The 20,086-nt window shown below is 63.5% G+C and carries 26 protein-coding genes, 2 tRNA genes, 1 other RNA gene and 1 pseudogene; 18 read left to right on the top strand and 12 right to left on the bottom strand.

Annotated elements, in window-relative coordinates; translation table 11 throughout:
* Nucleotides 1-269: 269 nt before the first annotated feature.
* Complete coding sequence (locus ASF81_RS14970; RefSeq protein ID WP_156363132.1) at nucleotides 270-446, bottom strand: hypothetical protein; 177 nt, start codon at nucleotides 444-446, stop codon at nucleotides 270-272.
* A gap of 839 nt (nucleotides 447-1,285) precedes the next feature.
* Between ASF81_RS14970 and ASF81_RS14965 the strand changes: the two genes are divergently transcribed.
* The 3 genes and pseudogenes from ASF81_RS14965 to ASF81_RS04310 all read left to right on the top strand — a co-directional run bounded on the left by ASF81_RS14965 (nucleotide 1,286) and on the right by ASF81_RS04310 (nucleotide 3,266).
* The gene (locus ASF81_RS14965; RefSeq protein ID WP_156363131.1) at nucleotides 1,286-1,987 is read left to right on the top strand and encodes a MerR family transcriptional regulator; all 702 of its coding nucleotides are present in this window, start codon (nucleotides 1,286-1,288) and stop codon (nucleotides 1,985-1,987) included.
* Nucleotides 1,987-2,151: pseudogene (locus ASF81_RS15615) on the top strand (helix-turn-helix domain-containing protein); the annotation flags it as partial. The gene ASF81_RS14965 and the pseudogene ASF81_RS15615, both read left to right, overlap by 1 nt.
* Nucleotides 2,152-2,171: 20 nt before the next feature.
* Entirely contained in the window at nucleotides 2,172-3,266 is a 1,095-nt protein-coding gene (locus ASF81_RS04310; protein ID WP_055805155.1) for a tyrosine-type recombinase/integrase, read from the top strand.
* 94 nt (nucleotides 3,267-3,360) lie between these two features.
* Here ASF81_RS04310 and ASF81_RS04305 read toward each other — a convergent pair whose 3' ends face one another.
* The 3 genes from ASF81_RS04305 to ASF81_RS04295 all read right to left on the bottom strand — a co-directional run bounded on the left by ASF81_RS04305 (nucleotide 3,361) and on the right by ASF81_RS04295 (nucleotide 4,506).
* Nucleotides 3,361-3,723, bottom strand: a complete 363-nt coding sequence (locus tag ASF81_RS04305; protein ID WP_231868773.1) for a hypothetical protein — start codon at nucleotides 3,721-3,723, stop codon at nucleotides 3,361-3,363.
* A 68-nt stretch (nucleotides 3,724-3,791) separates the two neighbouring features.
* Nucleotides 3,792-4,307 (bottom strand): Dps family protein, encoded by a 516-nt coding sequence (locus tag ASF81_RS04300; RefSeq protein WP_235559212.1) that lies wholly within the window; start codon nucleotides 4,305-4,307, stop codon nucleotides 3,792-3,794.
* A 125-nt stretch (nucleotides 4,308-4,432) separates the two neighbouring features.
* Nucleotides 4,433-4,506, bottom strand: a tRNA-Gln gene (locus ASF81_RS04295).
* 201 nt (nucleotides 4,507-4,707) lie between these two features.
* On the opposite strand from ASF81_RS04295, the gene ASF81_RS04290 reads away from it, so the two are divergent.
* Nucleotides 4,708-4,784, top strand: a tRNA-Pro gene (locus ASF81_RS04290).
* A 60-nt stretch (nucleotides 4,785-4,844) separates the two neighbouring features.
* Here the strand turns inward: ASF81_RS04290 and ilvC are convergent.
* Nucleotides 4,845-5,879, bottom strand: a complete 1,035-nt coding sequence (gene ilvC, locus ASF81_RS04285) for a ketol-acid reductoisomerase (protein WP_055805150.1) — start codon at nucleotides 5,877-5,879, stop codon at nucleotides 4,845-4,847.
* Here ilvC and ASF81_RS04280 point away from each other — a divergent pair.
* From ASF81_RS04280 to ASF81_RS04260, 5 genes are all read left to right on the top strand, one after another.
* On the top strand, nucleotides 5,878-6,420 hold the full coding sequence (locus ASF81_RS04280; RefSeq protein WP_055805146.1) for a DUF924 family protein: 543 nt from the start codon (nucleotides 5,878-5,880) through the stop codon (nucleotides 6,418-6,420). The genes ilvC and ASF81_RS04280 overlap by 2 nt on opposite strands.
* A gap of 90 nt (nucleotides 6,421-6,510) precedes the next feature.
* A complete protein-coding gene (locus tag ASF81_RS04275) occupies nucleotides 6,511-7,356 on the top strand; it encodes a thymidylate synthase (RefSeq protein WP_156363129.1) in 846 nt (281 codons plus the stop codon).
* Complete coding sequence (locus ASF81_RS04270) at nucleotides 7,356-7,655, top strand: hypothetical protein (RefSeq protein ID WP_055805138.1); 300 nt, start codon at nucleotides 7,356-7,358, stop codon at nucleotides 7,653-7,655. The genes ASF81_RS04275 and ASF81_RS04270 overlap by 1 nt, the downstream gene beginning before the upstream one ends.
* Nucleotides 7,652-8,179 carry a dihydrofolate reductase gene (locus ASF81_RS04265; RefSeq protein ID WP_055805134.1) on the top strand — a complete coding sequence of 176 codons (528 nt, stop codon included), beginning with the start codon at nucleotides 7,652-7,654 and terminating at the stop codon, nucleotides 8,177-8,179. The genes ASF81_RS04270 and ASF81_RS04265 overlap by 4 nt, the downstream gene beginning before the upstream one ends.
* Before the next feature lie 9 nt (nucleotides 8,180-8,188).
* Complete coding sequence (locus ASF81_RS04260; protein ID WP_039243695.1) at nucleotides 8,189-8,509, top strand: YbjQ family protein; 321 nt, start codon at nucleotides 8,189-8,191, stop codon at nucleotides 8,507-8,509.
* A 19-nt stretch (nucleotides 8,510-8,528) separates the two neighbouring features.
* On the opposite strand, the gene ASF81_RS04255 is transcribed toward ASF81_RS04260, so the two are convergent.
* Nucleotides 8,529-9,626 (bottom strand): NADH:flavin oxidoreductase, encoded by a 1,098-nt coding sequence (locus ASF81_RS04255; protein ID WP_055805130.1) that lies wholly within the window; start codon nucleotides 9,624-9,626, stop codon nucleotides 8,529-8,531.
* Between the two features lie 76 nt (nucleotides 9,627-9,702).
* Nucleotides 9,703-10,770 carry an Mrp/NBP35 family ATP-binding protein gene (locus ASF81_RS04250; RefSeq protein ID WP_055805126.1) on the bottom strand — a complete coding sequence of 356 codons (1,068 nt, stop codon included), beginning with the start codon at nucleotides 10,768-10,770 and terminating at the stop codon, nucleotides 9,703-9,705.
* A gap of 74 nt (nucleotides 10,771-10,844) precedes the next feature.
* Between ASF81_RS04250 and miaA the strand changes: the two genes are divergently transcribed.
* From miaA to ASF81_RS04240, 3 genes are all read left to right on the top strand, one after another.
* Nucleotides 10,845-11,717 carry a tRNA (adenosine(37)-N6)-dimethylallyltransferase MiaA gene (gene miaA / locus ASF81_RS04245; RefSeq protein ID WP_055805462.1) on the top strand — a complete coding sequence of 291 codons (873 nt, stop codon included), beginning with the start codon at nucleotides 10,845-10,847 and terminating at the stop codon, nucleotides 11,715-11,717.
* Nucleotides 11,718-11,727: 10 nt separating this feature from the next.
* Nucleotides 11,728-12,097, top strand: a transfer-messenger RNA (tmRNA) gene (gene ssrA, locus ASF81_RS14715).
* 111 nt (nucleotides 12,098-12,208) lie between these two features.
* Nucleotides 12,209-12,682: an SspB family protein gene (locus tag ASF81_RS04240; RefSeq protein ID WP_017504863.1), complete on the top strand. Its 474-nt coding sequence runs from the start codon at nucleotides 12,209-12,211 to the stop codon at nucleotides 12,680-12,682.
* Between the two features lie 6 nt (nucleotides 12,683-12,688).
* Here ASF81_RS04240 and ASF81_RS04235 read toward each other — a convergent pair whose 3' ends face one another.
* Both ASF81_RS04235 and ASF81_RS04230 read right to left on the bottom strand, forming a co-directional pair.
* Nucleotides 12,689-13,069 (bottom strand): RusA family crossover junction endodeoxyribonuclease, encoded by a 381-nt coding sequence (locus ASF81_RS04235; RefSeq protein WP_217431584.1) that lies wholly within the window; start codon nucleotides 13,067-13,069, stop codon nucleotides 12,689-12,691.
* On the bottom strand, nucleotides 13,045-13,698 hold the full coding sequence (locus ASF81_RS04230) for a peptidylprolyl isomerase (protein ID WP_200932860.1): 654 nt from the start codon (nucleotides 13,696-13,698) through the stop codon (nucleotides 13,045-13,047). Before ASF81_RS04230 ends, ASF81_RS04235 begins: the two co-directional genes overlap by 25 nt.
* A gap of 61 nt (nucleotides 13,699-13,759) precedes the next feature.
* Between ASF81_RS04230 and fumC the strand changes: the two genes are divergently transcribed.
* Nucleotides 13,760-15,151, top strand: coding sequence for a class II fumarate hydratase (gene fumC / locus ASF81_RS04225; RefSeq protein WP_055805120.1), 1,392 nt, complete (start codon nucleotides 13,760-13,762; stop codon nucleotides 15,149-15,151).
* Between the two features lie 63 nt (nucleotides 15,152-15,214).
* Here fumC and ASF81_RS04220 read toward each other — a convergent pair whose 3' ends face one another.
* Together ASF81_RS04220 and ASF81_RS04215 are read right to left on the bottom strand one after the other, a co-directional pair.
* On the bottom strand, nucleotides 15,215-15,601 hold the full coding sequence (locus ASF81_RS04220) for a YccF domain-containing protein (RefSeq protein WP_055805456.1): 387 nt from the start codon (nucleotides 15,599-15,601) through the stop codon (nucleotides 15,215-15,217).
* A 96-nt stretch (nucleotides 15,602-15,697) separates the two neighbouring features.
* Nucleotides 15,698-15,937 (bottom strand): DUF2171 domain-containing protein, encoded by a 240-nt coding sequence (locus ASF81_RS04215; protein WP_039243689.1) that lies wholly within the window; start codon nucleotides 15,935-15,937, stop codon nucleotides 15,698-15,700.
* A 150-nt stretch (nucleotides 15,938-16,087) separates the two neighbouring features.
* Between ASF81_RS04215 and ASF81_RS04210 the strand changes: the two genes are divergently transcribed.
* The gene (locus tag ASF81_RS04210) at nucleotides 16,088-17,347 is read left to right on the top strand and encodes a patatin-like phospholipase family protein (protein ID WP_055805117.1); all 1,260 of its coding nucleotides are present in this window, start codon (nucleotides 16,088-16,090) and stop codon (nucleotides 17,345-17,347) included.
* A 2-nt stretch (nucleotides 17,348-17,349) separates the two neighbouring features.
* The gene (locus ASF81_RS04205; protein WP_055805113.1) at nucleotides 17,350-17,538 is read left to right on the top strand and encodes a DUF4169 family protein; all 189 of its coding nucleotides are present in this window, start codon (nucleotides 17,350-17,352) and stop codon (nucleotides 17,536-17,538) included.
* 4 nt (nucleotides 17,539-17,542) lie between these two features.
* Here the strand turns inward: ASF81_RS04205 and ASF81_RS04200 are convergent, their stop codons facing one another.
* Nucleotides 17,543-18,427 (bottom strand): DMT family transporter, encoded by an 885-nt coding sequence (locus tag ASF81_RS04200; RefSeq protein ID WP_055805110.1) that lies wholly within the window; start codon nucleotides 18,425-18,427, stop codon nucleotides 17,543-17,545.
* A 105-nt stretch (nucleotides 18,428-18,532) separates the two neighbouring features.
* On the opposite strand from ASF81_RS04200, the gene ASF81_RS04195 reads away from it, so the two are divergent.
* From ASF81_RS04195 to ASF81_RS04185, 3 genes are read left to right on the top strand one after another with little or no spacing between them, the layout of a single operon-like run.
* The gene (locus tag ASF81_RS04195) at nucleotides 18,533-18,940 is read left to right on the top strand and encodes a YbaY family lipoprotein (RefSeq protein WP_055805107.1); all 408 of its coding nucleotides are present in this window, start codon (nucleotides 18,533-18,535) and stop codon (nucleotides 18,938-18,940) included.
* Entirely contained in the window at nucleotides 18,937-19,161 is a 225-nt protein-coding gene (locus tag ASF81_RS04190; RefSeq protein WP_055805103.1) for a ribbon-helix-helix domain-containing protein, read from the top strand. Before ASF81_RS04195 ends, ASF81_RS04190 begins: the two co-directional genes overlap by 4 nt.
* A 24-nt stretch (nucleotides 19,162-19,185) precedes the next feature.
* Nucleotides 19,186-19,905: an SIMPL domain-containing protein gene (locus tag ASF81_RS04185; RefSeq protein ID WP_055805099.1), complete on the top strand. Its 720-nt coding sequence runs from the start codon at nucleotides 19,186-19,188 to the stop codon at nucleotides 19,903-19,905.
* The last annotated feature ends 181 nt before the right edge of the window (nucleotides 19,906-20,086 follow it).

The raw sequence follows: 20,086 nt of genomic DNA, 5'->3' as shown, positions 1-20,086 counted from the left end.
CGCCTCATGATGGATGTTCTTATATTCGCGGCCGGTGGGGTCACCGCATTGGTCATAGCCTGGTTGGTCCAACCGATTTTCGGAGGGCTCATAGAAGGAATGAATGGCGGGACGAGCCGGCGTAAAAAAAGGTCGGAGTAGCAGCTGGTTCCGTACGTGGCTCGATGTATCGACACCGCGTTCCTTTGGCACGGAGGATGTACAGCCCTCGTCGCGGTAGCCCTGCGCGTGCCGGACGACCGCAGCCGGATCAACGCGAGAGAACTAGGTCAATAAGAATCGCTTGGCTCGTCATGATCGCCGGCGCGGGACTTTCGATCACACAGCGCTCGCACCATTTTGGAGATCACCGTCTTGATGGCGAGGACTCCCACGATGGTGAACGAGAACACCAAAGCCATCTGCAGAAAGTTCATCTGAAAAGATTGCAGCTCAGCGTCGCTCACTGTCGTACTCCTAGCTGATTGGCCGCCAAATAATACATCTCGAGCGCCATCCTAAACCCAGCTTCAGGGGGCGGTAGGCCTGTGTTCGAGACAACAAATCTCGGCAACAAAAACGTCTGACCCCAGTGGGGGCCATTAGGAATATCATCCTGTGGAAGATGATGCACACCTTACGCACACCTGCGGCAGCCTTAAGCTGTTGTATTCGCACACCAATCCTCGGGCGCAAAATAGATCACAAGTGACCCATTTCCGCGTTCTGTCAGATTTGTAAGCGGAATCAATAGCGTTGGTGGGTCACCGATGATCCATCTGGCAGGTCGCTTCTGCGCTAACTCGCGAATTTCATCGCACGGCCTTCCGCGACATTTATGGCGACATCGTCAGAAACGGACTCAGCCTGTTATCCGACACAATCGCCCTAGCCATGCCGTCGCGCTCCACTCGGACAAGACCAGATGCTCATCTTCGAGCCGCTGGACCAGATCGTGAAGAAGAGCCCATAGAATGAGCCGCCGAACGCGGCGAGTACCACTTTAAGGAGGAATGTAATAACGAAGGCCCAATGCGAAGAATACGGCCACGTCAGCAACCACCTGCTTTCGGCACCTTAACTGTTGCGGATTTCTGTCACGTCGAAACGGTCGGAGTTTCAAAGTCAAAGCCTGGGAACGGATCGCAATAACCTACCCAAGCTATCCGATCATCTCAAAGTGCCTGACGCGGGCCTATAATGAGGTCGTGAAAGACTGTTTCCACGACAGCGACTAAGTCGCTCGGACGCTCTGGCCTGCGAAATGAGGTGAGCCTTCAGCGCGCCCCGTGTGATATCTCACAAAATGCTTGACGACATCGATTTTGTGAGCAATCTCACACCCATGACGCAGGCCTCCGCACCAGATGAATACCACCTCGAGTTTACGAAATATGGGCCGTCTGATGTTTCGCGGATAACCGGTGTCTCCAGCGACTTGCTTAGGGATTGGCGCCGAAGGGGGATCATTAAGTCCTCCGACTTCGGGAGCAGTGTCTACACCTCGCTTACCATCGCGCAGATCATGCTTCGGCGCGCTCTGAGCGATGTAGGCGTTCCCCTCACGGCGTCCGAAAAATCAGCAGATTTAGGCGCGCTATATGTTCTTGGCTTCGCTGTAGAAGCACCTAAAGCGATCGAAGAGCCAGCCGACATTTCCTCTGCTAGCGTGAGGGGCGCAATCAACGAACTACAGCTGCCATCCGATTTTCGTTATCTGCTGATAACCCGACCTCAAATTGTAGCCGATGATCTATCTGACCTGCCAAACGCAGCAGAGTCATTCGAACAGTTCGGCGGATTATTGCCACTCCCAACACTAGAGGTTGGACTTGGGATCATCGACCGCCTTCAACGAGATAATAGAGCTGAAGCGTGGTCCGTCGTGGATCTAAGGGCGCTTGGTGACAAGCTGTTGTGGCGGAGCGAGCGCCCGATCTGCAGGCTGTGTTCCGGACCGAGACGTGCTGCACATCCAGTTGCAACCTCAAAGGTTGGAGGTGGCTGATGTCAACATCAATAGCAGCCATCTCCTCCACCCTACTGACCTTGAGGGAAGTTTGCGCCACGCTCCGGCTTTCCGAAAAGACAGTCCTGAACCTTATCAACGCCAGATCTATTCCGGCGATCAAAACCGGCCGCCAGTGGCGCATCCGCTCTGACGACCTCGACAACTACACGCGAGGCGAAACATGTCCCTCTATCGTCGCGGCGAGACCTGGCATTACGACTTCCAGTTCGCGAGTCAGCGATATCGGGGGACGACGCGCTGCACCAAAAAGGGTGACGCCCAAAAGCATCTCGAACGCCTCCGCCGAGATCTTGCCCTGGGATCATCTGACGCGCTCCAAGAGCAAACGCTGAAGGATGTTTCAGTGGAGTGGTTCAATGCCAAGGTGGCGGGCACCAAGGCCGAGGCCACCGTCGCGTTTAGACTGAACATAATGCTGCGACATTTCGACGGCGACGCTCTGATCTCCACCCTCGGCGCGGCCGAGGTTCAGGCGGCAATCAGCCGGCGCCGCGTGGAAACCACTCGCCAAGGTAAGCTGCCCTCCAACGGCACAGTCAACCGCGACCTGATCGACACGACTCTTCGGCCGATCCTGCGCTTCGCTCGACGAAATCTTGAGCTCAAGGTCCGCGAGATCCCATGGAGCGATCTGCGTCTGAAGGAGCCCAAGGGTCGCACTCGCACTTTCAGCGGCGATGAGATCGAAACCTGGCGCGCGGGTTTGCCGGAATGGCATCGCCCCCTATTCGACTTTATCAATCGCTACGGCGTCCGGCTGACCGAGGCCTTCTTCCCGCTAGACGCCGTTGACGTCGTGGGAGGACGGGTCGCGCTTCGGGCCCGCAAGAACGGCGGCACACATTACCTCCCTCTCCTGCCCGACGACCTCTCAGACATGAAGGCGAGGATGGGTCGTGCCAGGGATGCCGATCTCGCCACGGTTTGGTTTCGACAGAAGCCGGACGGTAAGCTCCAAGCCATCACACCCAGAGGGCACCAAGCCGCGTCCCAAGCCGCGCTCAGGGCGGCCAAGATCGTCGACGCGCGGCCGGTTCATGACAGACGTCACCACGCCGCTACCAGGGCATTAAAGGCCTCAGGAAATCTCGCTGTGGTGAAGCAGCTTCTTGGGCACGAGAGCATCACTTCGACCGCTCGCTATGCCCACGTCTCAGACGCTGACGTGCTTGCGGCTCTAGGGCACAAATCCCACCACACCGAGGCGGAAGTCTCAAAAATCTCTAGCGAAAACAATGTGAAAGATGCTGGATGAGCAGAAACCTAAATCCAGTGCGTCTACCAGTTCCGCCACATCCGCATCGGGTAGGCGGTCGCGTCTAGAGGGTGACGCCGCTTAGGGCAAGGCCTCAGCGACGCCCAGCGACCAGTTCGTTGCGAATGGAGCGTCCCAAGGGATCGCGGGCGCGCCAGGTGTCGCCGACATCGGCCTCGACCATCCGGCTGCAAAAGCGCGGCAGGATCTGACGCGGGCTGAAGCCGGACAAACAAATCTTGTCACCCTCGGCCGACCAGCGGGCCGCCACACGTCGCCCGTCCGAAAACTGCGAGGTGTAGCGTCCATCCGGATCGAAATAGTGCCTGACCCACTGTCCGTTCGGATAGTGAGACACGATCGTATTGCCGAACGCCTTGGACATATCGGCTGAGGCGGGCGAGGCCGCCAGCACACCCACAATCGCCAAGCCGCAGATCACCGCACCCTGCTTCACACGCCCCTCCTGCGCCGTCCATAATCGACTATCGACGATACATAAGACGGCGCAAGCGCTGCGGTTCCTCAGCCGTTACCGCGACGACCCGATTCGAACAGGAACCAGACGCGCTTCTCGCTCTCGTCGATCCAGTTCTCCAGCAAACTGGCGGTCGCGACGTCGTTATGCTCGTCGCACAAGTCATGCACCTCGCGCATCCGGCCGATCAGTTCACCGTTGTCGTCGCGAAGCTCGGCCAGCATATCCAGCGGGTCGACATAGTCGGCGTCATTGTCGCCGATGCGTGATTCCTTGGCGATCTGACCGATAGAGCGCAGCGTGGTCCCGCCGATCTTGCGCGCCCGTTCGGCCATCGGATCGGTCATGGCCAGGATTTCCGCCGACTGCTCGTCCAGCATCAAATGATAGTCCCGGAAATGCGGGCCCGAGACGTGCCAGTGGAAGTTCTTGGTCTTGATGTAGAGGGCGAACGTATCGGCCAGCAGCCCGGTCAGAGCGGCGGAAATGCTCTGGGTCGCCTCCTCCGACAGGCTCGTCGGCGTCTTCAGGGGCGCCAGGCGCTTTTCTTTGGCGGTGACCATCATCGTTCTCCTCAGCAGTAGTCTGCGGTCAAGCTAGGTAGCCGGGCATCCGAACGGAAGCCCTGGCGCAGATGATAATGCTGAAGCTGTAAAGTAGTTCGGCGGCGCCGACCTTTGTCGGCGGATGGCTGGGGAACTAGGACTCGAACCTAGAATGACGGTACCAAAAACCGTAGTGTTACCATTACACCATTCCCCAGCAGGACCGGCGTTTCCGAAGCACTCTGTGCGGCGGAGGCGGTCAGATACGCCAAGCCGTTTTGGGATGCAACACCCTCTTTCAGGACTATTTTCGCTTACCGTGAAGATGGGTCGAAATGGGCGCTTGCGACCCATCGAACCCATGGTTATAAGCCGCGTCCTCACTTCGGGGCGACGCCGCCAGGCCAGCCCCCACGGTCGGAGTGTGGCTCAGCCTGGTAGAGCACTGCGTTCGGGACGCAGGGGTCGGAGGTTCGAATCCTCTCACTCCGACCATCTTCTCCTCAGAAAAATCGACGATGCGACAGCGGGCCTTCGCCCGTTTCCATGTCTGCGTCAGTCGTCGTTCGCCGCGCTCTCCATCGCTTGGCGCGCCACCGCATTTAGATGCGCTCCAACCGACTCGATGGTCTTCACGCCCAACGCCTTTCGGCGCGCGGTCAGGTCGGGCGAGCCCGCGTCGTAGTCGGCCATCAGCCGCCGCACGAACGCCCCGCTCTGAACCTCGGCCAGCACCTCATCCATCGCTTGGCGCGATTCGTCTCCGATAACCCTCGGCCCGGTCAGATAGGCGCCGTATTCCGCCGTGTTCGAAATCTTGGCGAAGGCGCCCGCGATGCCGCGTTCGTACATTAGGTCGGTCACCAGCTTGGTTTCATAGAAACATTCGAACCACGCCACTTCGGGCGGATAGCCGGCGTTGACCAGCTTCAAGAAGGCCGCGTCGATCAGTTCGGCGATGCCGCCGCACAGAACCACCTGTTCGCCGAACAGGTCGCTCTCGCACTCGTCGCGCATCGTCGTTTCCAGAATGCCCTTGCGCCCGCAGCCCAGCGCCGCCGCATAGGACAGGCCCAGCGCATGCGCGTCGCCCGTCGCGTCCTGCTGCACGCCAAACAGGCAGAAGACCCCCTCCCCGGCTTCGTACAGATCTCGGATGCGCGGCCCGATCCCCTTGGGCGAGGCCAGGATGACGTCCAGATCGGCGCGCGGTTCGACCAGGCCGAATCTCACTGACAGGCCGTGGGCGAAGACCAAGGCCGCGCCCGGCCGCACGTTCGGCTCCAGTTCGTCGCGCCACAGATCGCGGTGCGCCTCGTCTGACGTCATGACGGCGACCACGTCGGCGCCCGACGCGGCGTGTCCGGCCGTCATCACCTCGAACCCGTCGGCGCGCGCCAGGTCTCGCGTCTTGGAGTCGGCCTTCAGACCCACCACGGTGTCGGTCACGCCCGAATCGCGCAGGTTCAGCGCATGGGTCCGCCCCTGGCTGCCGTACCCGATCATGGCCACGCGCTTGCCGCGGATGATCGAAAGGTCGCAGTCGCGATCATGGAAGACGGGCAGCGGATTGGGTAGGGTCTGGGTCATGACCGCCTTCATAACCCCATCCGACGTCGTCGCCTTCTGGAAAGAGGCTGGGCCCGAAAAGTGGTTCGCCAAGGACGAGGCGTTCGACGCCGACTTCCGCGACCGGGGCCACGCCCTGCATTGGGCGGCGGCACGCCGCGAACTGGACGACTGGGTGGACACGGCCGAGGGCGCCTTGGCGCTGCTGATCCTGCTAGACCAGTATCCCCGAAACAGTTTTCGCCGCACGGCGCATCAGTTCGCCACCGACCCGCTCGCCCTGATGTTTGCAAACCAGGCCGTGGCGCGCGATCTGCATCTGGCTATCGAGCCGGCGCTAAAGAACTTCCTCCTCCTGCCCTTCGAACATTCCGAACGGATCGAGGATCAGGACCGCTACATGGCCTTGGTCGCTGGCGACGAAGAGCTGGAGAAATGGGGTAAGCTGCACCGCGACATCATCGTCCGCTTCGGCCGCTTCCCGCACCGCAACGCCGCGCTGGGCCGCCACACAACGCCTGAAGAACAGGCATTCCTCGAAGACGGCGGTTTTGGCGGCTGATTCGATTCCTGTGGACTCTCGTCAGACGGCCGCGATTTCCCGAAACACGAATCGGTTTTCTGAGGCAACCTGCGCCTCATGACCATCCAGATGATCCTTGCCGATGTTCAGTCGCGCGCCGGCGCCGCGCCCGTCGATCATCCGGAATGGCAGTATCTGAACCTGCTGCGCGACATCCTCGACAATGGCGTCCGTCGCGACGACCGCACCGGCACCGGCACCTTGGGCGTCTTCGGCCGCCAGATGCGGTTCGATCTGTCCAAGGGTTTCCCGGTCCTGACAACCAAGAAGCTGCATCTGCGGTCGATCATCGTCGAACTGCTGTGGTTCCTGCGTGGCGAGACCAATATCGCCTATCTGAAGGACAATGGCGTCCGCATCTGGGACGAATGGGCCGACGCCGAGGGCGAGTTGGGCCCGGTTTACGGCAAGCAATGGCGGTCGTGGACAGCGCCGGACGGCCGCGTCATCGACCAGATCGAAAAACTGGCCCACGGGCTGAAGACCAATCCCAACAGCCGCCGCCACATCGTCACCGCCTGGAATCCGGCCGACGTCGACGACATGGCGCTGCCGCCCTGCCACTGCCTGTTTCAGTTCTTCGTCGCCGACGGAAAGCTCAGCTGCCAGCTGTATCAGCGTAGCGCCGACGTCTTCCTGGGCGTGCCGTTCAACATCGCCTCCTACGCCCTGCTGACGATGATGCTGGCTCAGGTCGTGGGGCTGGAGCCGGGCGACTTCGTCCACACCTTTGGCGACGCCCACCTGTATCTGAACCACCTCGAACAGGCTGAGCTTCAGCTGACTCGCGAGCCCCTGCCCCTGCCCGTCATGCAGATCGCGCCCAAGACCGACCTGTTCGCCTTCGACCTCTCGGATTTCACCCTCGAAGGCTACGAAGCCTGGCCGCACATCAAGGCCGCCGTCGCGGTCTGATGAATCTCAAGGACCTGCAGGCCGACGTCCTGCGCATCTCCGACATCTACGCCGCCGAACACGACATCGACCGGGATCGGGATTGGGCGCTGCTGAAGCTGCAGGAAGAGCTGGGCGAACTGACCGCCGAGCATCTGCGGCTGACCGGACGCGCACGAGGCGCGCCCGACAGCCAGGCGCTGGATGACGAGGCGGCGGATGTGCTGGGGATGCTGCTGATCTACTGCGCGCGGGCGGGTGTCGATCTGAATCAGGCCATGCAGCGCAAATGGCTGAAGTGGCTGGAGCCGAAAGCATGACCGTTCCTCTGATCGCCCTGGTCGTCGCGCGTGGACGCAACGGCGTCATCGGCCGAAACGGCGACCTGCCCTGGCGGCTGCGGAGCGATCTGCAGCGCTTTAAGGCCATAACTGTGGGCAAGCCCTGCCTGATGGGCCGCAAGACCTGGGAGAGCCTGCCGCTGAAGCCTCTGCCCGGTCGTCTGAACATCGTGCTGACGCGTGACGAATCTTACGAAACAGACGGCATGTCCAAGGGCGCGCTGGTCTGCGCCACTCTGGACGAGGCCATCGAGATCGGACGCGAGACAGCCGAGGACGTTGGCGTCGATGAGATCTGCATCATCGGCGGTACCGCCCTGTTCGAGGCGTCCCTGCCCCGCGCCAGGCGCTTGTACATCACCGAGGTCGAGGCCTCGCCCGAAGGCGACGCCGTCTTTCCTGCATTCGACGAAACAGCCTGGGTCGAGGTATCGTCAGAATCGCACCCGGCGGGTGAGAAGGACGATCACGCCTTCATCTTCCGCGTGCTGGAACGCCGTTAGGAGAAACAGATGTACGTCACCACGACCAACGACCTGCCCGGCTTTCGCGTCACGCGCCACATCGGCCTGGTGCGCGGTGTCACGGTGCGCTCTCGCAACGCCATCTCCGACGCCATCGGCGGCGTCCAGTCAATGCTGGGCGGCCGCGTCGGCGCCTATGTGAAGCTGGCTGAGGCCGGGCGTCAGGAAGCCTATGACGAACTGGTCAAACACGCCCAGGCCCACGGCGCCAACGCCATCCTGGCCGTCCGCTATGACGCGACGGAGATCATGCCGGGCGTGACCGAGGTGCTGTGCTACGGCACGGGCGTGATCGTCGAGCCGGCATAACCGGCTCGACGTTTCCCGATCAGGACAGGGTCATCAGGTCCGAACGCTCGAAGTTGCGCAGCTCGTCTTCACGACCCTCGCGGATCTTGGCGACCCACTGAGGATCGGCCAGCAGCGCGCGGCCGACGGCGACCAGATCGAACTCCTCGTTCTCCAGACGGCGCAGCAGACCGTCCAGCGAGGCAGGCTTTGAACCCTCGCCGCCGAAGGCCGCGATGAACTCGCCGTCCAGACCCACGGATCCGACGGTGATCGTGGGCTTGCCCATCAGCTTCTTGGTCCAGCCCGCGAAGTTCAGGTCCGAGCCTTCGAACTCCGGCTCCCAGAAGCGGCGCTGAGAGCAGTGGAAGACGTCGACGCCGGCGTCCGACAACGGGGTCAGCCACTCGACCATCTGTTCCGGCGTCTCGGCGATGCGGGCCGTGTAATCCTGCAGCTTCCATTGCGACAGGCGCAGGATGACGGGGATGTCGTCGCCGACGCCTTCACGCACCGCCTTCACGACCTCGGCGCCAAATCGGGCGCGGTCGGCGATGGTCGGTCCGCCCCAGCGGTCCTCCCGCGCATTCAGGCCGCCCCAGAAGAACTGGTCGATCAGATAGCCGTGGGCGCCATGGATTTCGACGGCGTCGAAGCCGAGGTCGCGAGCCGCGCGGGCCGACCGGCCGAAAGCGGCGATGGTGTCGGCGACATCTTCCTCCGTCATCGGCTCCAGCTTGGTCTTCCCCGGCATGGTCATGCCCGACGGGCTGTCCACCTTGCCCAGCGGCGCCCAGTCGTCGCCGCGTCCCCTCGCCGAGCCCACGTGCCAGATCTGCGGCGCGATCAGACCGCCGGCGGCATGAACCTCTTCAACCACGGACTTCCATTCTGGCAGCGCTTCGCCGTGGAAGACCGGAACGTTGGCGTCGTTGCGCGCTGCCGGCCGCTCGACGACCGTGCCCTCGGTGACGATCAGCCCCACTCCGCCCTCGGCGCGGCGGCGATAGTAGGCGGCGACGTCGGAGGTCGGGTTGCCATTCGGCGAGAAGGACCGCGTCATGGGCGCCATGACGATGCGGTTGGGCAGGGTCAGCCCCTTGATCGTGAAGGGGCTGAACAGGGCGTCGAGGCTCATCGGAACTCCTTGGATATCTGTAGCACCCAAGGTGGCGAACAGGGTTGCGTTTGAAAACCCTTTGTCTCGGCTTTTTCTAAAGCCCAAGCGCCGCAGAGACGTGCGCGGCCATTTCGGCGAAACGGCCGGCGATATCGCCGTGAGGATAGGATGCGACAAGCGGTCGCCCGGCATCGCCGCCCTCTCGCAAGGCGGCGTCCAGCGGCAAGGTGCCCAAAAACGGGATGTATAGGCGCTCGGCCTCGGCCCTCCCCCCGCCTTCACCAAAGACCGGACCGCTCATATTCTCGATCAGGCCCAACGTCGGGACATTGACGCGCTGGAACAAGGTGTGGGCGCGCCGCGCATCGGCCAAGGCCACTTCCTGCGGCGTCGACACAATCACCGCCCCATCCAGCGGCGTCTTCTGGATCAAGGTCAGTTGCACGTCGCCCGTGCCCGGCGGCAGATCGACCACCAGCACGTCCAGCGGCGCATCAGCTGTCCCCCAACGCGTCTGGGTCAGCATCTGCGTGATGGCCTGCGACGCCATCGGTCCGCGCCAGATCATGGCGTCGTCCATCTTGGTCAGCAGGCCGACCGACATGGCCTTCAGCCCGTGAGCGACGTGCGGCACGATGGCGCCGTTCTCGTAGGCGGGCTGACCGCTGATGCACAGCATGGTCGGCAGCGACGGCCCATACACGTCGGCGTCAAGAATGCCGACCGAAAGCCCGCGCGCCGAAAGCGCAGCGGCCAAGTTTACGGCGACGGTGGACTTGCCCACCCCGCCCTTGCCGCTGGCGACGGCCAGGACGCGACGGACATGGGTCGGACGATCGGTCGGGACGGGCGCCTTGGCGCGGCCCTGATCGGCCGCCGCCTTTGACAGGCTCGCCGTGCGCGACGCAGCAGCAGGCTTGGTCTCGGCGGTTAGAATGACTGAAACGCGCGCCATGCCGGGAATGGCCTTCAGCGCAGCCTCCGCCGCGTCACGAACGGGTGCGTAGGCGGCCGCTTGGGTGTGGTCGACTTCCAGAGCAAACCCCGCGCGATCCTCAGCCACGACCAGACCCTGAACCAGACCGGCGGCGACCATCCCCTGGCCGGAAACCGGATCGATGATGGCGTCGAGGGCGGCGATGACGGCGGAGCGTTCGACCAAGGCGGTCTCCAGAAGACTTGCAGGCGATGATGCGCGCGTTCTATCGCCCTCGAACCCGTCCCGCGAGCCACGATTTGTCCCAGCCGCCCTCAATCACCCTGATCGCCGGCCCGACCGCCTCTGGCAAGTCGGCGCTGGCGCTGAAAATGGCGCGCGAAACAGGCGCGGTGATCATCAACGCCGACAGCCAGCAGCTCTACGCCGACCTGCGTATCCTGACGGCCCGCCCCTCGGCGGAGGATGAAGCCCAAGCCGACCATCGACTGTATGGCGTCGCTGACGCGGCCGACGCCTGGTCGGTAGGACGCTGGAGCCGCGCAGTGATGACGTTGCTCGACGACCTTCGCGATCAAGGCCGGCCGGCCATTTTGGTGGGGGGGACCGGCCTTTATTTCACCAGCCTGACACGCGGCCTGGCCGATATTCCTGCGGTGCCGAGCGCGGTGCGCGATCAGATGGATGCCGACTACACGGCGCTCGGCGAGTCAGGTTTCCGCCGGCGCCTGGCCCAGATCGATCCCGAGGCGGCGCAAGCCATCGAACAGGGAGACCGCCAGCGACTGGTGCGGGCCATGAGCGTCTTCATCGCCAGCGGCCGCGCGTTAAGCGTCTGGAGGGCCGACACCCAGCCCTTGTTGGCGCCGGATTCATGGACCGGATGGGTCAGGGAGCCTGAGCGCCAGCAACTCTATGCAAACTGCGACCAGCGCGTGGACCTGATGATCGATCAGGGAGCGATAGACGAAGTCCAAGCCCTCATGGACCGTGGATTGAACCCCGCCCTGCCCGCCATGAAGGCGGTCGGGGTCAGAGAACTGGCCGCCTACCTATCCGGCGATCTGGCCCGCGACGACGCGATCGCCGCCCTGAAACAAGCCACCCGCAACTACGCCAAGCGTCAGTTGACGTGGTTCCGAAACCAGACGCCGGAGTGGCGCCGCGCCTGAGTGCAATCCGGCGCTTGGAATGCCTCACGGCTGCGCCTATATTCGTCTGGTCCGGTTTCGGCCGGACTATAGCGATAAACGCGCTTGTAATAAGCGGACCGGACCCGGGTGCGATTCCCGGCGGCTCCACCAACTTTCTCCCCGCGTTATCGGCGGAGGCAGCATGGGGCCGACTAGCATCGACGGACGTGTAAAGAGGATTGCTTTCGCTCGTCCTGGCCCACCGTATCGGGCCATTTTCTAACTGCGAACGATAACTTCGCTGGAGAAGTCGCTCTAGCCGCGTAATGCGGTTCGAGTGATTTCGAATCTTAAGTCCTAGGGGTTCAGATCCTTGGGCGGGGCCCGTCGGGGGGCCTGGCAACAGAACCCCCGGCACTTTCCAAAAGATGATCGGGAGCTTGGCGCCAGAATCCCGGCGCTTTACCTTCATGACACCTTTCGCCTACGGCCCTGCGCCGCTATCAGTCGCGCTCTGATGTGAGGTGACGATGAGCGACCAGGCCCCTCCGGTCGATGAGATGCGGTACGAACAGCTGGCGCAGGAAGCCCTGCGCGGCGTCATGCGCGCCGCGCTGGAACGCGTGCTGGCCGAGGGCCTGCCCGGCGCTCACCACTTCTACATTACCTTCAAGACGCGCGCCGTCGGCGTCAGCGTGGCCCCCGACATTCTGGCGAAATATCCGGAAGAGATGACGGTCGTTCTGCAGCACCAGTACGACGACCTGCGCGTCGAGCCTGAGCGTTTCTCGGTCAAGCTGCGCTTCGGCGGCATGCCCAAAAGCCTGGTCATCCCCTATTCCGCGATCACGCGCTTCTACGATCCCAGCGTCCAATTCCTGCTGCAGTTCGAAGACCCGCAGCTTCTGGACGAGGTCGAAGACGAGCCGACCCCGCCCCAGGACATGCCGCCGATTTCGGACGGCCCCAAGGTCGTTTCGCTGGACCAGTTCCGCAAGAAATAGCCGCCGTCAGTCCTTGCGTGGATAGGAGCGGATCAGGATCCGCTCTCTTTCGCCTTCGCGTCTTTCGACCAGCAGCCGCGCGACCTGAGCGTCGTCGTGGAAAAGGTAGCCCTTGATGGAGTCGAGCAAGGCCTTGGCCAGGTTGTCGAGGTCCATCCACGGCGGCTCGCCGACATGTTCCATGCGGATTTCGACGACATGATCGCCCCATGACGGCCTGGCTCCGCGCCATTCCTTGCGCATGAACTCATAGACCAGCGGCTTGTAGTATTTGGCCTGGGTCGTCAGGCCGTCGATAACGAGCTCGACCGCATCGCCATCCTCGCGCGCCCTGACCTTGCCGGTCCCGGTCCAGCCGGCGGTCACGGTCGCATCGACTTTATGCAGACGGCGGGCGCCGCATCCAGCAAGCGCGCAGAGCGGATCGTTACGGGCGGCGTAAGCTGCTCCTCAGAATTCGCGGGCATCCGCTGGATTCTGCGCGCGGCATCCAGCCCTTCGACCACAGCGCCGAATGCGGCGAAGCCCTGACCGTCAGGATTCCGCCCTCCGCCAAAGTCCAGGCTGGGCGTATCCTCGGTGACGATAAAGAAGCTGGAGGTCGCGCTGTCCGGTCCGTCCCGCGCCATGGACACCGCGCCGGCCGTATGGCGCAGGCCAGTGTCTCGTGTCCGTTCAAGAGTGATCGGTGGTCGCGAGGCGTCGTCGCTGCCGCGTGGCGTCGCCGCCTGGATCACGTCGATGGGATAGCGGCTGGCGGTATTGGTTTCGCGGCTGACGGTCCTGAAGAACGTGCCCGCATCATAATCACCGGTAACAACGTAGCCGATGAAATTGCATGTCGTGATCGGCGCGACGGCCGCATTCAGCGCCAATACGATCGTGCCGGCTGTCGTATCGAGCGCCACGCGGGGCATTGTGGGTTCAGCCTCAACGGTCGCGCAGCCCGCCAGCGCCGACAGCGCCGCCACGGCGATCAACCCTCGTCTCATATCCGCGCTCTTCTTGCCCTGCATGGCTCTCGTGCTACACCGCCGCGCAACCCATCGCCACGCCTGAGAGACGAGATTTACGCGCATGAGCAACGTCCGCACAGAGACCGACACCTTCGGCCCGATCGAAGTCGCCGCCGATCGCTACTGGGGCGCTCAGGCCCAGCGGTCGCTGGGCAACTTCAAGATCGGTTGGGAGAAACAGCCCCTGCCGGTCGTGCGCGCCCTGGGCATCGTCAAGCGGGCGGCCGCCGAGACCAATCGCGACCTGGGCAAGCTGGACCCGGCCCTGGCCGACGCCATCATCAAGGCCGCCAATGAGGTCATCGAAAGCAAGCTGAACGACCACTTCCCGCTGGTGGTCTGGCAGACGGGTTCGGGCACTCAGTCGAACATGAACGCCAATGAGGTGATCTCGAATCGCGCGATCGAGATTCTGGGTGGCGAGATGGGCTCCAAAAAGCCGGTCCACCCCAACGACCACGTCAATATGAGCCAGTCGTCCAACGACACCTATCCCACGGCCATGCACGTCGCCTGCGCTGAACAGGTGGTCAACGACCTGATCCCGGCGCTGAAGCATCTGCACGCCGCGCTGGACGCCAAGGCCAAGGCCTGGGGCCACATCATCAAGATCGGCCGCACCCATACCCAGGACGCCACCCCCCTGACCCTGGGCCAGGAGTTCGGCGGCTACGCCCAGCAGGTCGAGAACGGCATCAAGCGCATCGAGCAGACGCTGCCGGCCCTGATGGAATTGGCGCAGGGCGGCACCGCCGTCGGCACCGGTCTGAACGCGCCCATCGGCTTCGCCGAGAAGGTTGCGGCCCAGATCGCCGAGATCACCGGCCTGCCCTTCACCACGGCCCCGAACAAGTTCGAGGCCCTGGCCGCCCACGACGCCATGGTCTTCAGCCACGGCGCCATCAACACAGTCGCCGCCAGCCTGTTCAAGATCGCCAACGACATCCGCTTCCTGGGTTCCGGCCCGCGTTCGGGTCTGGGCGAACTGGCGCTGCCGGAAAACGAGCCGGGCTCGTCGATCATGCCGGGCAAGGTCAATCCGACACAATGCGAAGCCCTGACCCAGGTCTGCGTCCAGGTGTTCGGCAACAACGCCGCCCTCACCTTCGCCGGGTCGCAAGGCCATTTCGAGCTGAACGTCTACAACCCCGTGATGGCCTACAACTTCCTGCAGTCGGTGCGCTTGGTCGCCGACGCGGCGATCAGCTTCACTGACAACTGCGTGGTCGGCATCGAGGCGCGCGAGGACAATATTGCGCGCGGCCTGAACAACTCGCTGATGCTGGTCACCGCTCTGAACGGCAAGCTGGGCTATGATCTGTGCGCCAAGATCGCCAAGACCGCGCACAAGAACGGCACCACGTTGCGCGAAGAGGCTGTAGGCGGCGGCTATCTGACGGACGCTGAGTTCGATGAAGCCGTGCGGCCGGAGAAGATGATCTCGCCGGGCTGACCCCCTCCAAGATCGAGATTTTTGAAACGCCGACGTCGTCTGACGTCGGCGTTTTCGTTTGGGTCAGGCTTTGTCGCGGATGGTGCGTCCGACCGGCGCCAGCGCCAGCTTGGCCAGTTCGAGATCCTTCAGCGCAAACGGAATGCCGATGATGGAGACGAACTCCGCCACGGCGATGAGCAGGTGCGTCAGGGCGATGTACCAGCCGGCCACGACGAACCAGACGACGTTCAAAACGACGCCGACGCAGCCTGCGACGGGATGCGTGTCCTGCCACACGATCTCACGGCCGAAGGGCCAGAAGGAATAGCTGGCGATACGCCACGCCGCGAACGTCCATGGCAGGCCGACGACGGTCAGCGCGAGGATCGCGCCGCCCAGTAGCCACAGCAGCCCGGAAATCCAGCCGCCGAAGATGAGCCAGAGGACATTCAGGATCAGGCGCATCAAGACAGGCTCCACTGTCGCCCAATGCGACATACCTCAGATAAGCAAAAGACCCCGCTTGTGCAGCGGGGCCTTCATTAGATCGGCGTCAGATCGGCCTTAGTGCGGCTTCTCGGTCCAGCGCGCCTTGGCGTCGTCTTGGGTCAGGCTCAGATGGACGTGCTTGTCGTCAACCCGTTCGACCCAGCTGACCGGGATCATGTGGTGCTTGAAGCCGCCGGCGAAATCCAACTTCGCCAGTTCGATCTGGTCGCCCAGGACGTGATCGACCCGCCCCACGTGACCGCCGTCCGAGCCCACGACTTCGAGGTGTTCCTTGATGAGCGAAACGTCAACCATGTGTATCTCCAGCAGTTTGGTTTGTCCTGCCGATGAGAACACACCCGGCCTGCGACGGTTTCAAACGGCGACGCTTGTTCATCGCCTTGATGACAGGATTGGCAAGGACGCGGTAGAAGCCGGCGTTCACACGGAACCGGAACTCAAGATATGCGGCGGATTGGATCAGGCCTGTTCGGCGTCCTCATGGCCCTGGCCTTGTCGGCGTGTGGAACGCTGGATCGCCCGACCGGCCCCCTCCGCATCACCGACGGCACGCTCGTCAAGGCGCAAGACCCTCGCATCCGCGCCAGCGACAGTGCGCGCCTGCAGGCCTTCACCGAGGAAATCGGTCAGCGACTTCGGCCTGACAAACCGACGTCGATCCTGGCGCTATCTGGCGGCGGCGCAAACGGGGCCTACGGCGCCGGGCTTCTGGTCGGTTGGACCGAACAGGGCGATCGCCCCGCGTTCGATGTCGTCACCGGCGTCAGCACGGGGGCGCTTGCCGCTCCGTTCGCCTTTCTTGGATCGGATTGGGACGACGAACTTCAGCACGCCTACACCAGCGGCGCCGCCAGCAATTTGCTGAGCTGGCGCAGTTTCGCCGCCTTCCTGAACCCGAGCCTGTTCTCGTCACAGGTCCTGCGCAATCTGGTGGACGAGAACGTCACCCCTGAACTGATGCAGGCCGTCGCGCGCGAGCACGCCAAGGGCCGACGCCTGCTGGTGGCGACGACCGATCTGGACAGCGAGGAAACCGTCATCTGGGACATGGGTCTTTTGGCGACCCAGGGCGACGAGAACGCCCGCGAACTGTTCAAGGAGGTGCTGGTCGCCTCAGCCAGCATTCCCGGCGTCTTTCCTCCTGTGCTGATCGCCGGGCTTCAGGACGACGACAAGGTGGTTCTGGAAATGCACGTCGACGGCGGCGTCAACACGCCGTTCCTGGCTATTCCTGAAGACCTGATGCTCTGGACCCGCCCAAAGGACGAAGGCCGCGTCGGCGCCCTCTATGTGATCGTCAACGGCCAGGTCGGCCGCAACGACGGCGTTACGCCCGGCCGCCTGTCGGGGATCCTGGCGCGGACCTATGACAGCATGAGCAAGTCGTCGCTGCGCATCCATTTGGCGGTGACGGCGGCGTTCGCGCGGCGCAATGGGCTGGACATGGCGCTGTCGGCCATTCCAGACAATGTCGCAGCCTCCAGCCTGAAGTTCGATCAGGAGACCATGACGGCCATGTTCGAACTGGGGCGTCAGCGCGGACGCGGCGCCGATGCCTGGACCCGGCTGGGGGAGCGCCCGGCGGACCAGCCCTTCATCCCCCAGACGACGATTTCGGAGTCTCAGGTGCCGGCTGTGCTGGCGCCCGAGCCCTCGGCCAAGCCGCCGGCCGATGGGCCCCCCGCCGACAAGCCCAAGGCGTAGTCATGGGCGAGATCGTCAATCTAAAGCGAGCGCGAAAGACCCGCGCCAAGGCCGAAGACAAGGCGTTGGCCGCCGCCAACCGCTTGGCCCATGGACGCTCCAAGGCCGAGAAGACCCTGTCCGCTCTTGAGCGTCATCGCGCCCAGAAGCAGCTGGACGGTCAGAAGCTGGAGCCGAAATCCGACGACTGACGGCTCAGGCCTTGGGCGCGCGGATCAGCATGACCTGCCCCGCCAACACAAGCGCCAGGCCGATCAGGGCGCTCCAGCCGAACCGCGCGCTCTCGAACAGCACCGACACCAGCATGGCGATGGGCGGCGTCAGAGCCGAGATGTAGCTGGCCAGGGCATAGCCGCGTTGGCGCGCGATGGTGAAGTACAAGCCGAACGCGATCACCGACCCGAACAGCGAGAGATAAAGCAGTGACAGGACATAGTCCGGCGTCGGCTCGATCCGCCACGTCACGCCGGTCGCCATGCCGTACAGCGCCAACATGGCTGTGCCATAAGCCATCGCCCAGGACGTGGCGGCCATAACGGGCGCGCCCGCCTGCTGTCCCTTCCAGGCGAACCAGTTGCCGAGCGCCGAAGCCAGTACAGCGGTTAGCGCGAAGAGGACGCCCAGCCCCGGATTGAGCCCAGCGCCGGCTGCCGTGATCTGGCCGTAGGACAAGACCCCGACGCCCATGACGCCCAGTATTGCGCCGATCCACGCCGCTGGCGCCGCCTTCTGTCCGCCCAGCAGCCGAAACAGGATCAGGTTCACAAAGGCTAGGGCGGCGAAGATCACCGCGACCACAGCCGACGCCACCTGCCCTTCCGCGGCATAGACGAAGCCATAGCTGACCGCGAAGACGAAGGCGCCCTGGCCGATGGCGGCCAGATGCTGGCTGCGCGTCAGACGCAGCGGCCGGCGCGTCACGGCGCAGAAGGCGAACAGGACCGCCGACGCCAGACCAAACCGCCAGACGATCGAGACGATGGAATCAACCGGCCCCAACTGCAGGGTGATCGCGTACCAGGTCGTGCCCCAGATCAGGGCGCAGATGGCGATCGCAGCGATCGCAAAGGGGCGGCTCAAAGGTTGATCTCCGACGGTGGACGGCCCGCATAACACGCCCTACGCCACGCGCCCTCACGTCTTGCGCCTGAGTGTGACACACTGGGCGCCTCGAAGGAGATCGCCATGCGAAACGCCCCCCTGATCCTGCCCGCCGCTCTGGTCTTGGCTGCCTGCGCCGCCACGCCGGACATGACGACCGGAACGACGGTCGCAAACGTGACCGCCACCTATCGCGAACGGATCATGCTGCCGCCCGGCCATGTCCTGACCGTCAGGGTTGAGGATGTCAGTCTGGCCGACGCTCCCGCCAAGGTTCTCGCCGAGACCAGCGAGCCGCTGACCGGCGCCCCGCCCTATCGCGTCACCCTTGGCTTTCCCACATCTCAGATCGATCCGCGCCACACCTATGCCGCGCGTGCCGAGATCCGCGACGCGGCCGGCGCTCTGGTCTTCGTCACAGACACCCGCCACGCGATCCTGACGAACGGCGCGCCGGCCTTGGCCGAGATCGTGCTGAAGTCGGCGCGTTGAGCAGCCTCAGCAAACGTTCGGTCGCCCTGGCCGGCCATGCCACCTCGGTGGCGCTGGAGCCGGAGTTCTGGACCGTGCTGGATCGGATCGCCGCTGCCCGCAACCTCAGCAAGGCGCAGCTTCTGGCTGAAATCGACGCCGGTCGCGGCCGACGCCCCCTCGCCTCCGCCTGTCGCCTGCTGGCGCTGGACTGGGTGGCGGATCATGGAAGACCGGCGTAGCTTCGATCCAACGGAGACCTGATCATGTCCGACAATCGTCTGCTTCCAGCCGCCGTGGTCGGCGGTCTTCTGGCTGTCGGCTTCATCGGCGCCGGCGCCCTTATCGGTCAGGGCGTCATTCACGCGCGCGCCGGCGACCGCACCGTGACGGTGCGCGGCCTGTCGGAACGCAATGTGAAAGCGGACCTTGCCGTCCTGCCGCTACGCTTCACGGCCTCGGGCGATGTCCTTTCGGAAGTGCAAACCAAGATCGACGGCGATCTGGCGCTGGTCCGCCGCTTCCTCACCGCCCAGGGCTACCCTGCCCAGGCCATCGAATTGGGCCGGTTGGAGGTGGCCGACACCCGGTCGCGAGAATACGCCGCCCAGAACGGCGGTCCGCGCTTCATCCTGGCTCAGACGGTGATCGTGCGGACCAGCGATGTCGCCCGGGTTCAGGCAACGACGCGACTGCTCAACGACCTCGTGCGTCAGGACGTGGTGCTGCAGGACTTCCAGGGTCCGTCCTATATCTTCACCAAGTTGAACGACGTGCGCCCGCAAATGATCGCCGAGGGTACAGCGGCGGCGCGCACCGGTGCGGAACAGTTCGCCAAGGACAGCGGAACGCCCTTGGGCCCGATCCGTCAGGCCACCCAGGGCTCGTTCGAAATCCTGCCGCGCGATGGCGCAGCCGGTGACGAGGCCGCCTCCATCGACAAGAAGATCCGGGTCGTCACGACCATCACCTATAGTCTGAAGTAGTCTCGGGCGGTCCGGCGTCGGAGGATTGCGGTCGCCCGATGAAATCGACGTCGGCGTGCGGATCTTGACCTATCTCGACCAACACGACCCAGACGGCCAGGATCACGAACATTCCGACCATGCCCAGAACGAAGGCCCACCACCCGGCCTTCTTACCGCGTGATTTGCGGTGTGACGCCGC

Origin of the sequence: Brevundimonas sp. Leaf168 (assembly GCF_001423685.1) — a bacterium.
Taxonomy (GTDB): Bacteria; Pseudomonadota; Alphaproteobacteria; order Caulobacterales; family Caulobacteraceae; genus Brevundimonas; species Brevundimonas vesicularis_C.
The sequence above is the reverse complement of the archived record's forward strand: the minus strand, read 5'-3'. Positions and strand labels throughout refer to the sequence as shown.

Coding starts and splice junctions, on each gene's coding strand:
- ilvC (WP_055805150.1), bottom strand. CDS start 5,879: ATGACCCAGACCCTACCCAATCCGCTGCCCGTCTTCCATGATCGCGAC.
- ASF81_RS04215 (WP_039243689.1), bottom strand. CDS start 15,937: ATGGTTGACGTTTCGCTCATCAAGGAACACCTCGAAGTCGTGGGCTCG.
- ASF81_RS04205 (WP_055805113.1), top strand. CDS start 17,350: ATGGGCGAGATCGTCAATCTAAAGCGAGCGCGAAAGACCCGCGCCAAG.
- ASF81_RS04265 (WP_055805134.1), top strand. CDS start 7,652: ATGACCGTTCCTCTGATCGCCCTGGTCGTCGCGCGTGGACGCAACGGC.
- ASF81_RS04185 (WP_055805099.1), top strand. CDS start 19,186: ATGTCCGACAATCGTCTGCTTCCAGCCGCCGTGGTCGGCGGTCTTCTG.
- ASF81_RS04210 (WP_055805117.1), top strand. CDS start 16,088: ATGCGGCGGATTGGATCAGGCCTGTTCGGCGTCCTCATGGCCCTGGCC.
- ASF81_RS04230 (WP_200932860.1), bottom strand. CDS start 13,698: ATGCAGGGCAAGAAGAGCGCGGATATGAGACGAGGGTTGATCGCCGTG.
- ASF81_RS04255 (WP_055805130.1), bottom strand. CDS start 9,626: ATGAGCCTCGACGCCCTGTTCAGCCCCTTCACGATCAAGGGGCTGACC.
- ASF81_RS04270 (WP_055805138.1), top strand. CDS start 7,356: ATGAATCTCAAGGACCTGCAGGCCGACGTCCTGCGCATCTCCGACATC.
- ASF81_RS04310 (WP_055805155.1), top strand. CDS start 2,172: ATGTCCCTCTATCGTCGCGGCGAGACCTGGCATTACGACTTCCAGTTC.
- ASF81_RS04260 (WP_039243695.1), top strand. CDS start 8,189: ATGTACGTCACCACGACCAACGACCTGCCCGGCTTTCGCGTCACGCGC.
- fumC (WP_055805120.1), top strand. CDS start 13,760: ATGAGCAACGTCCGCACAGAGACCGACACCTTCGGCCCGATCGAAGTC.
- ASF81_RS04275 (WP_156363129.1), top strand. CDS start 6,511: ATGATCCTTGCCGATGTTCAGTCGCGCGCCGGCGCCGCGCCCGTCGAT.
- ASF81_RS14965 (WP_156363131.1), top strand. CDS start 1,286: ATGCTTGACGACATCGATTTTGTGAGCAATCTCACACCCATGACGCAG.
- ASF81_RS04280 (WP_055805146.1), top strand. CDS start 5,878: ATGACCGCCTTCATAACCCCATCCGACGTCGTCGCCTTCTGGAAAGAG.
- ASF81_RS04195 (WP_055805107.1), top strand. CDS start 18,533: ATGCGAAACGCCCCCCTGATCCTGCCCGCCGCTCTGGTCTTGGCTGCC.
- ASF81_RS04300 (WP_235559212.1), bottom strand. CDS start 4,307: ATGGTCACCGCCAAAGAAAAGCGCCTGGCGCCCCTGAAGACGCCGACG.
- ASF81_RS04240 (WP_017504863.1), top strand. CDS start 12,209: ATGAGCGACCAGGCCCCTCCGGTCGATGAGATGCGGTACGAACAGCTG.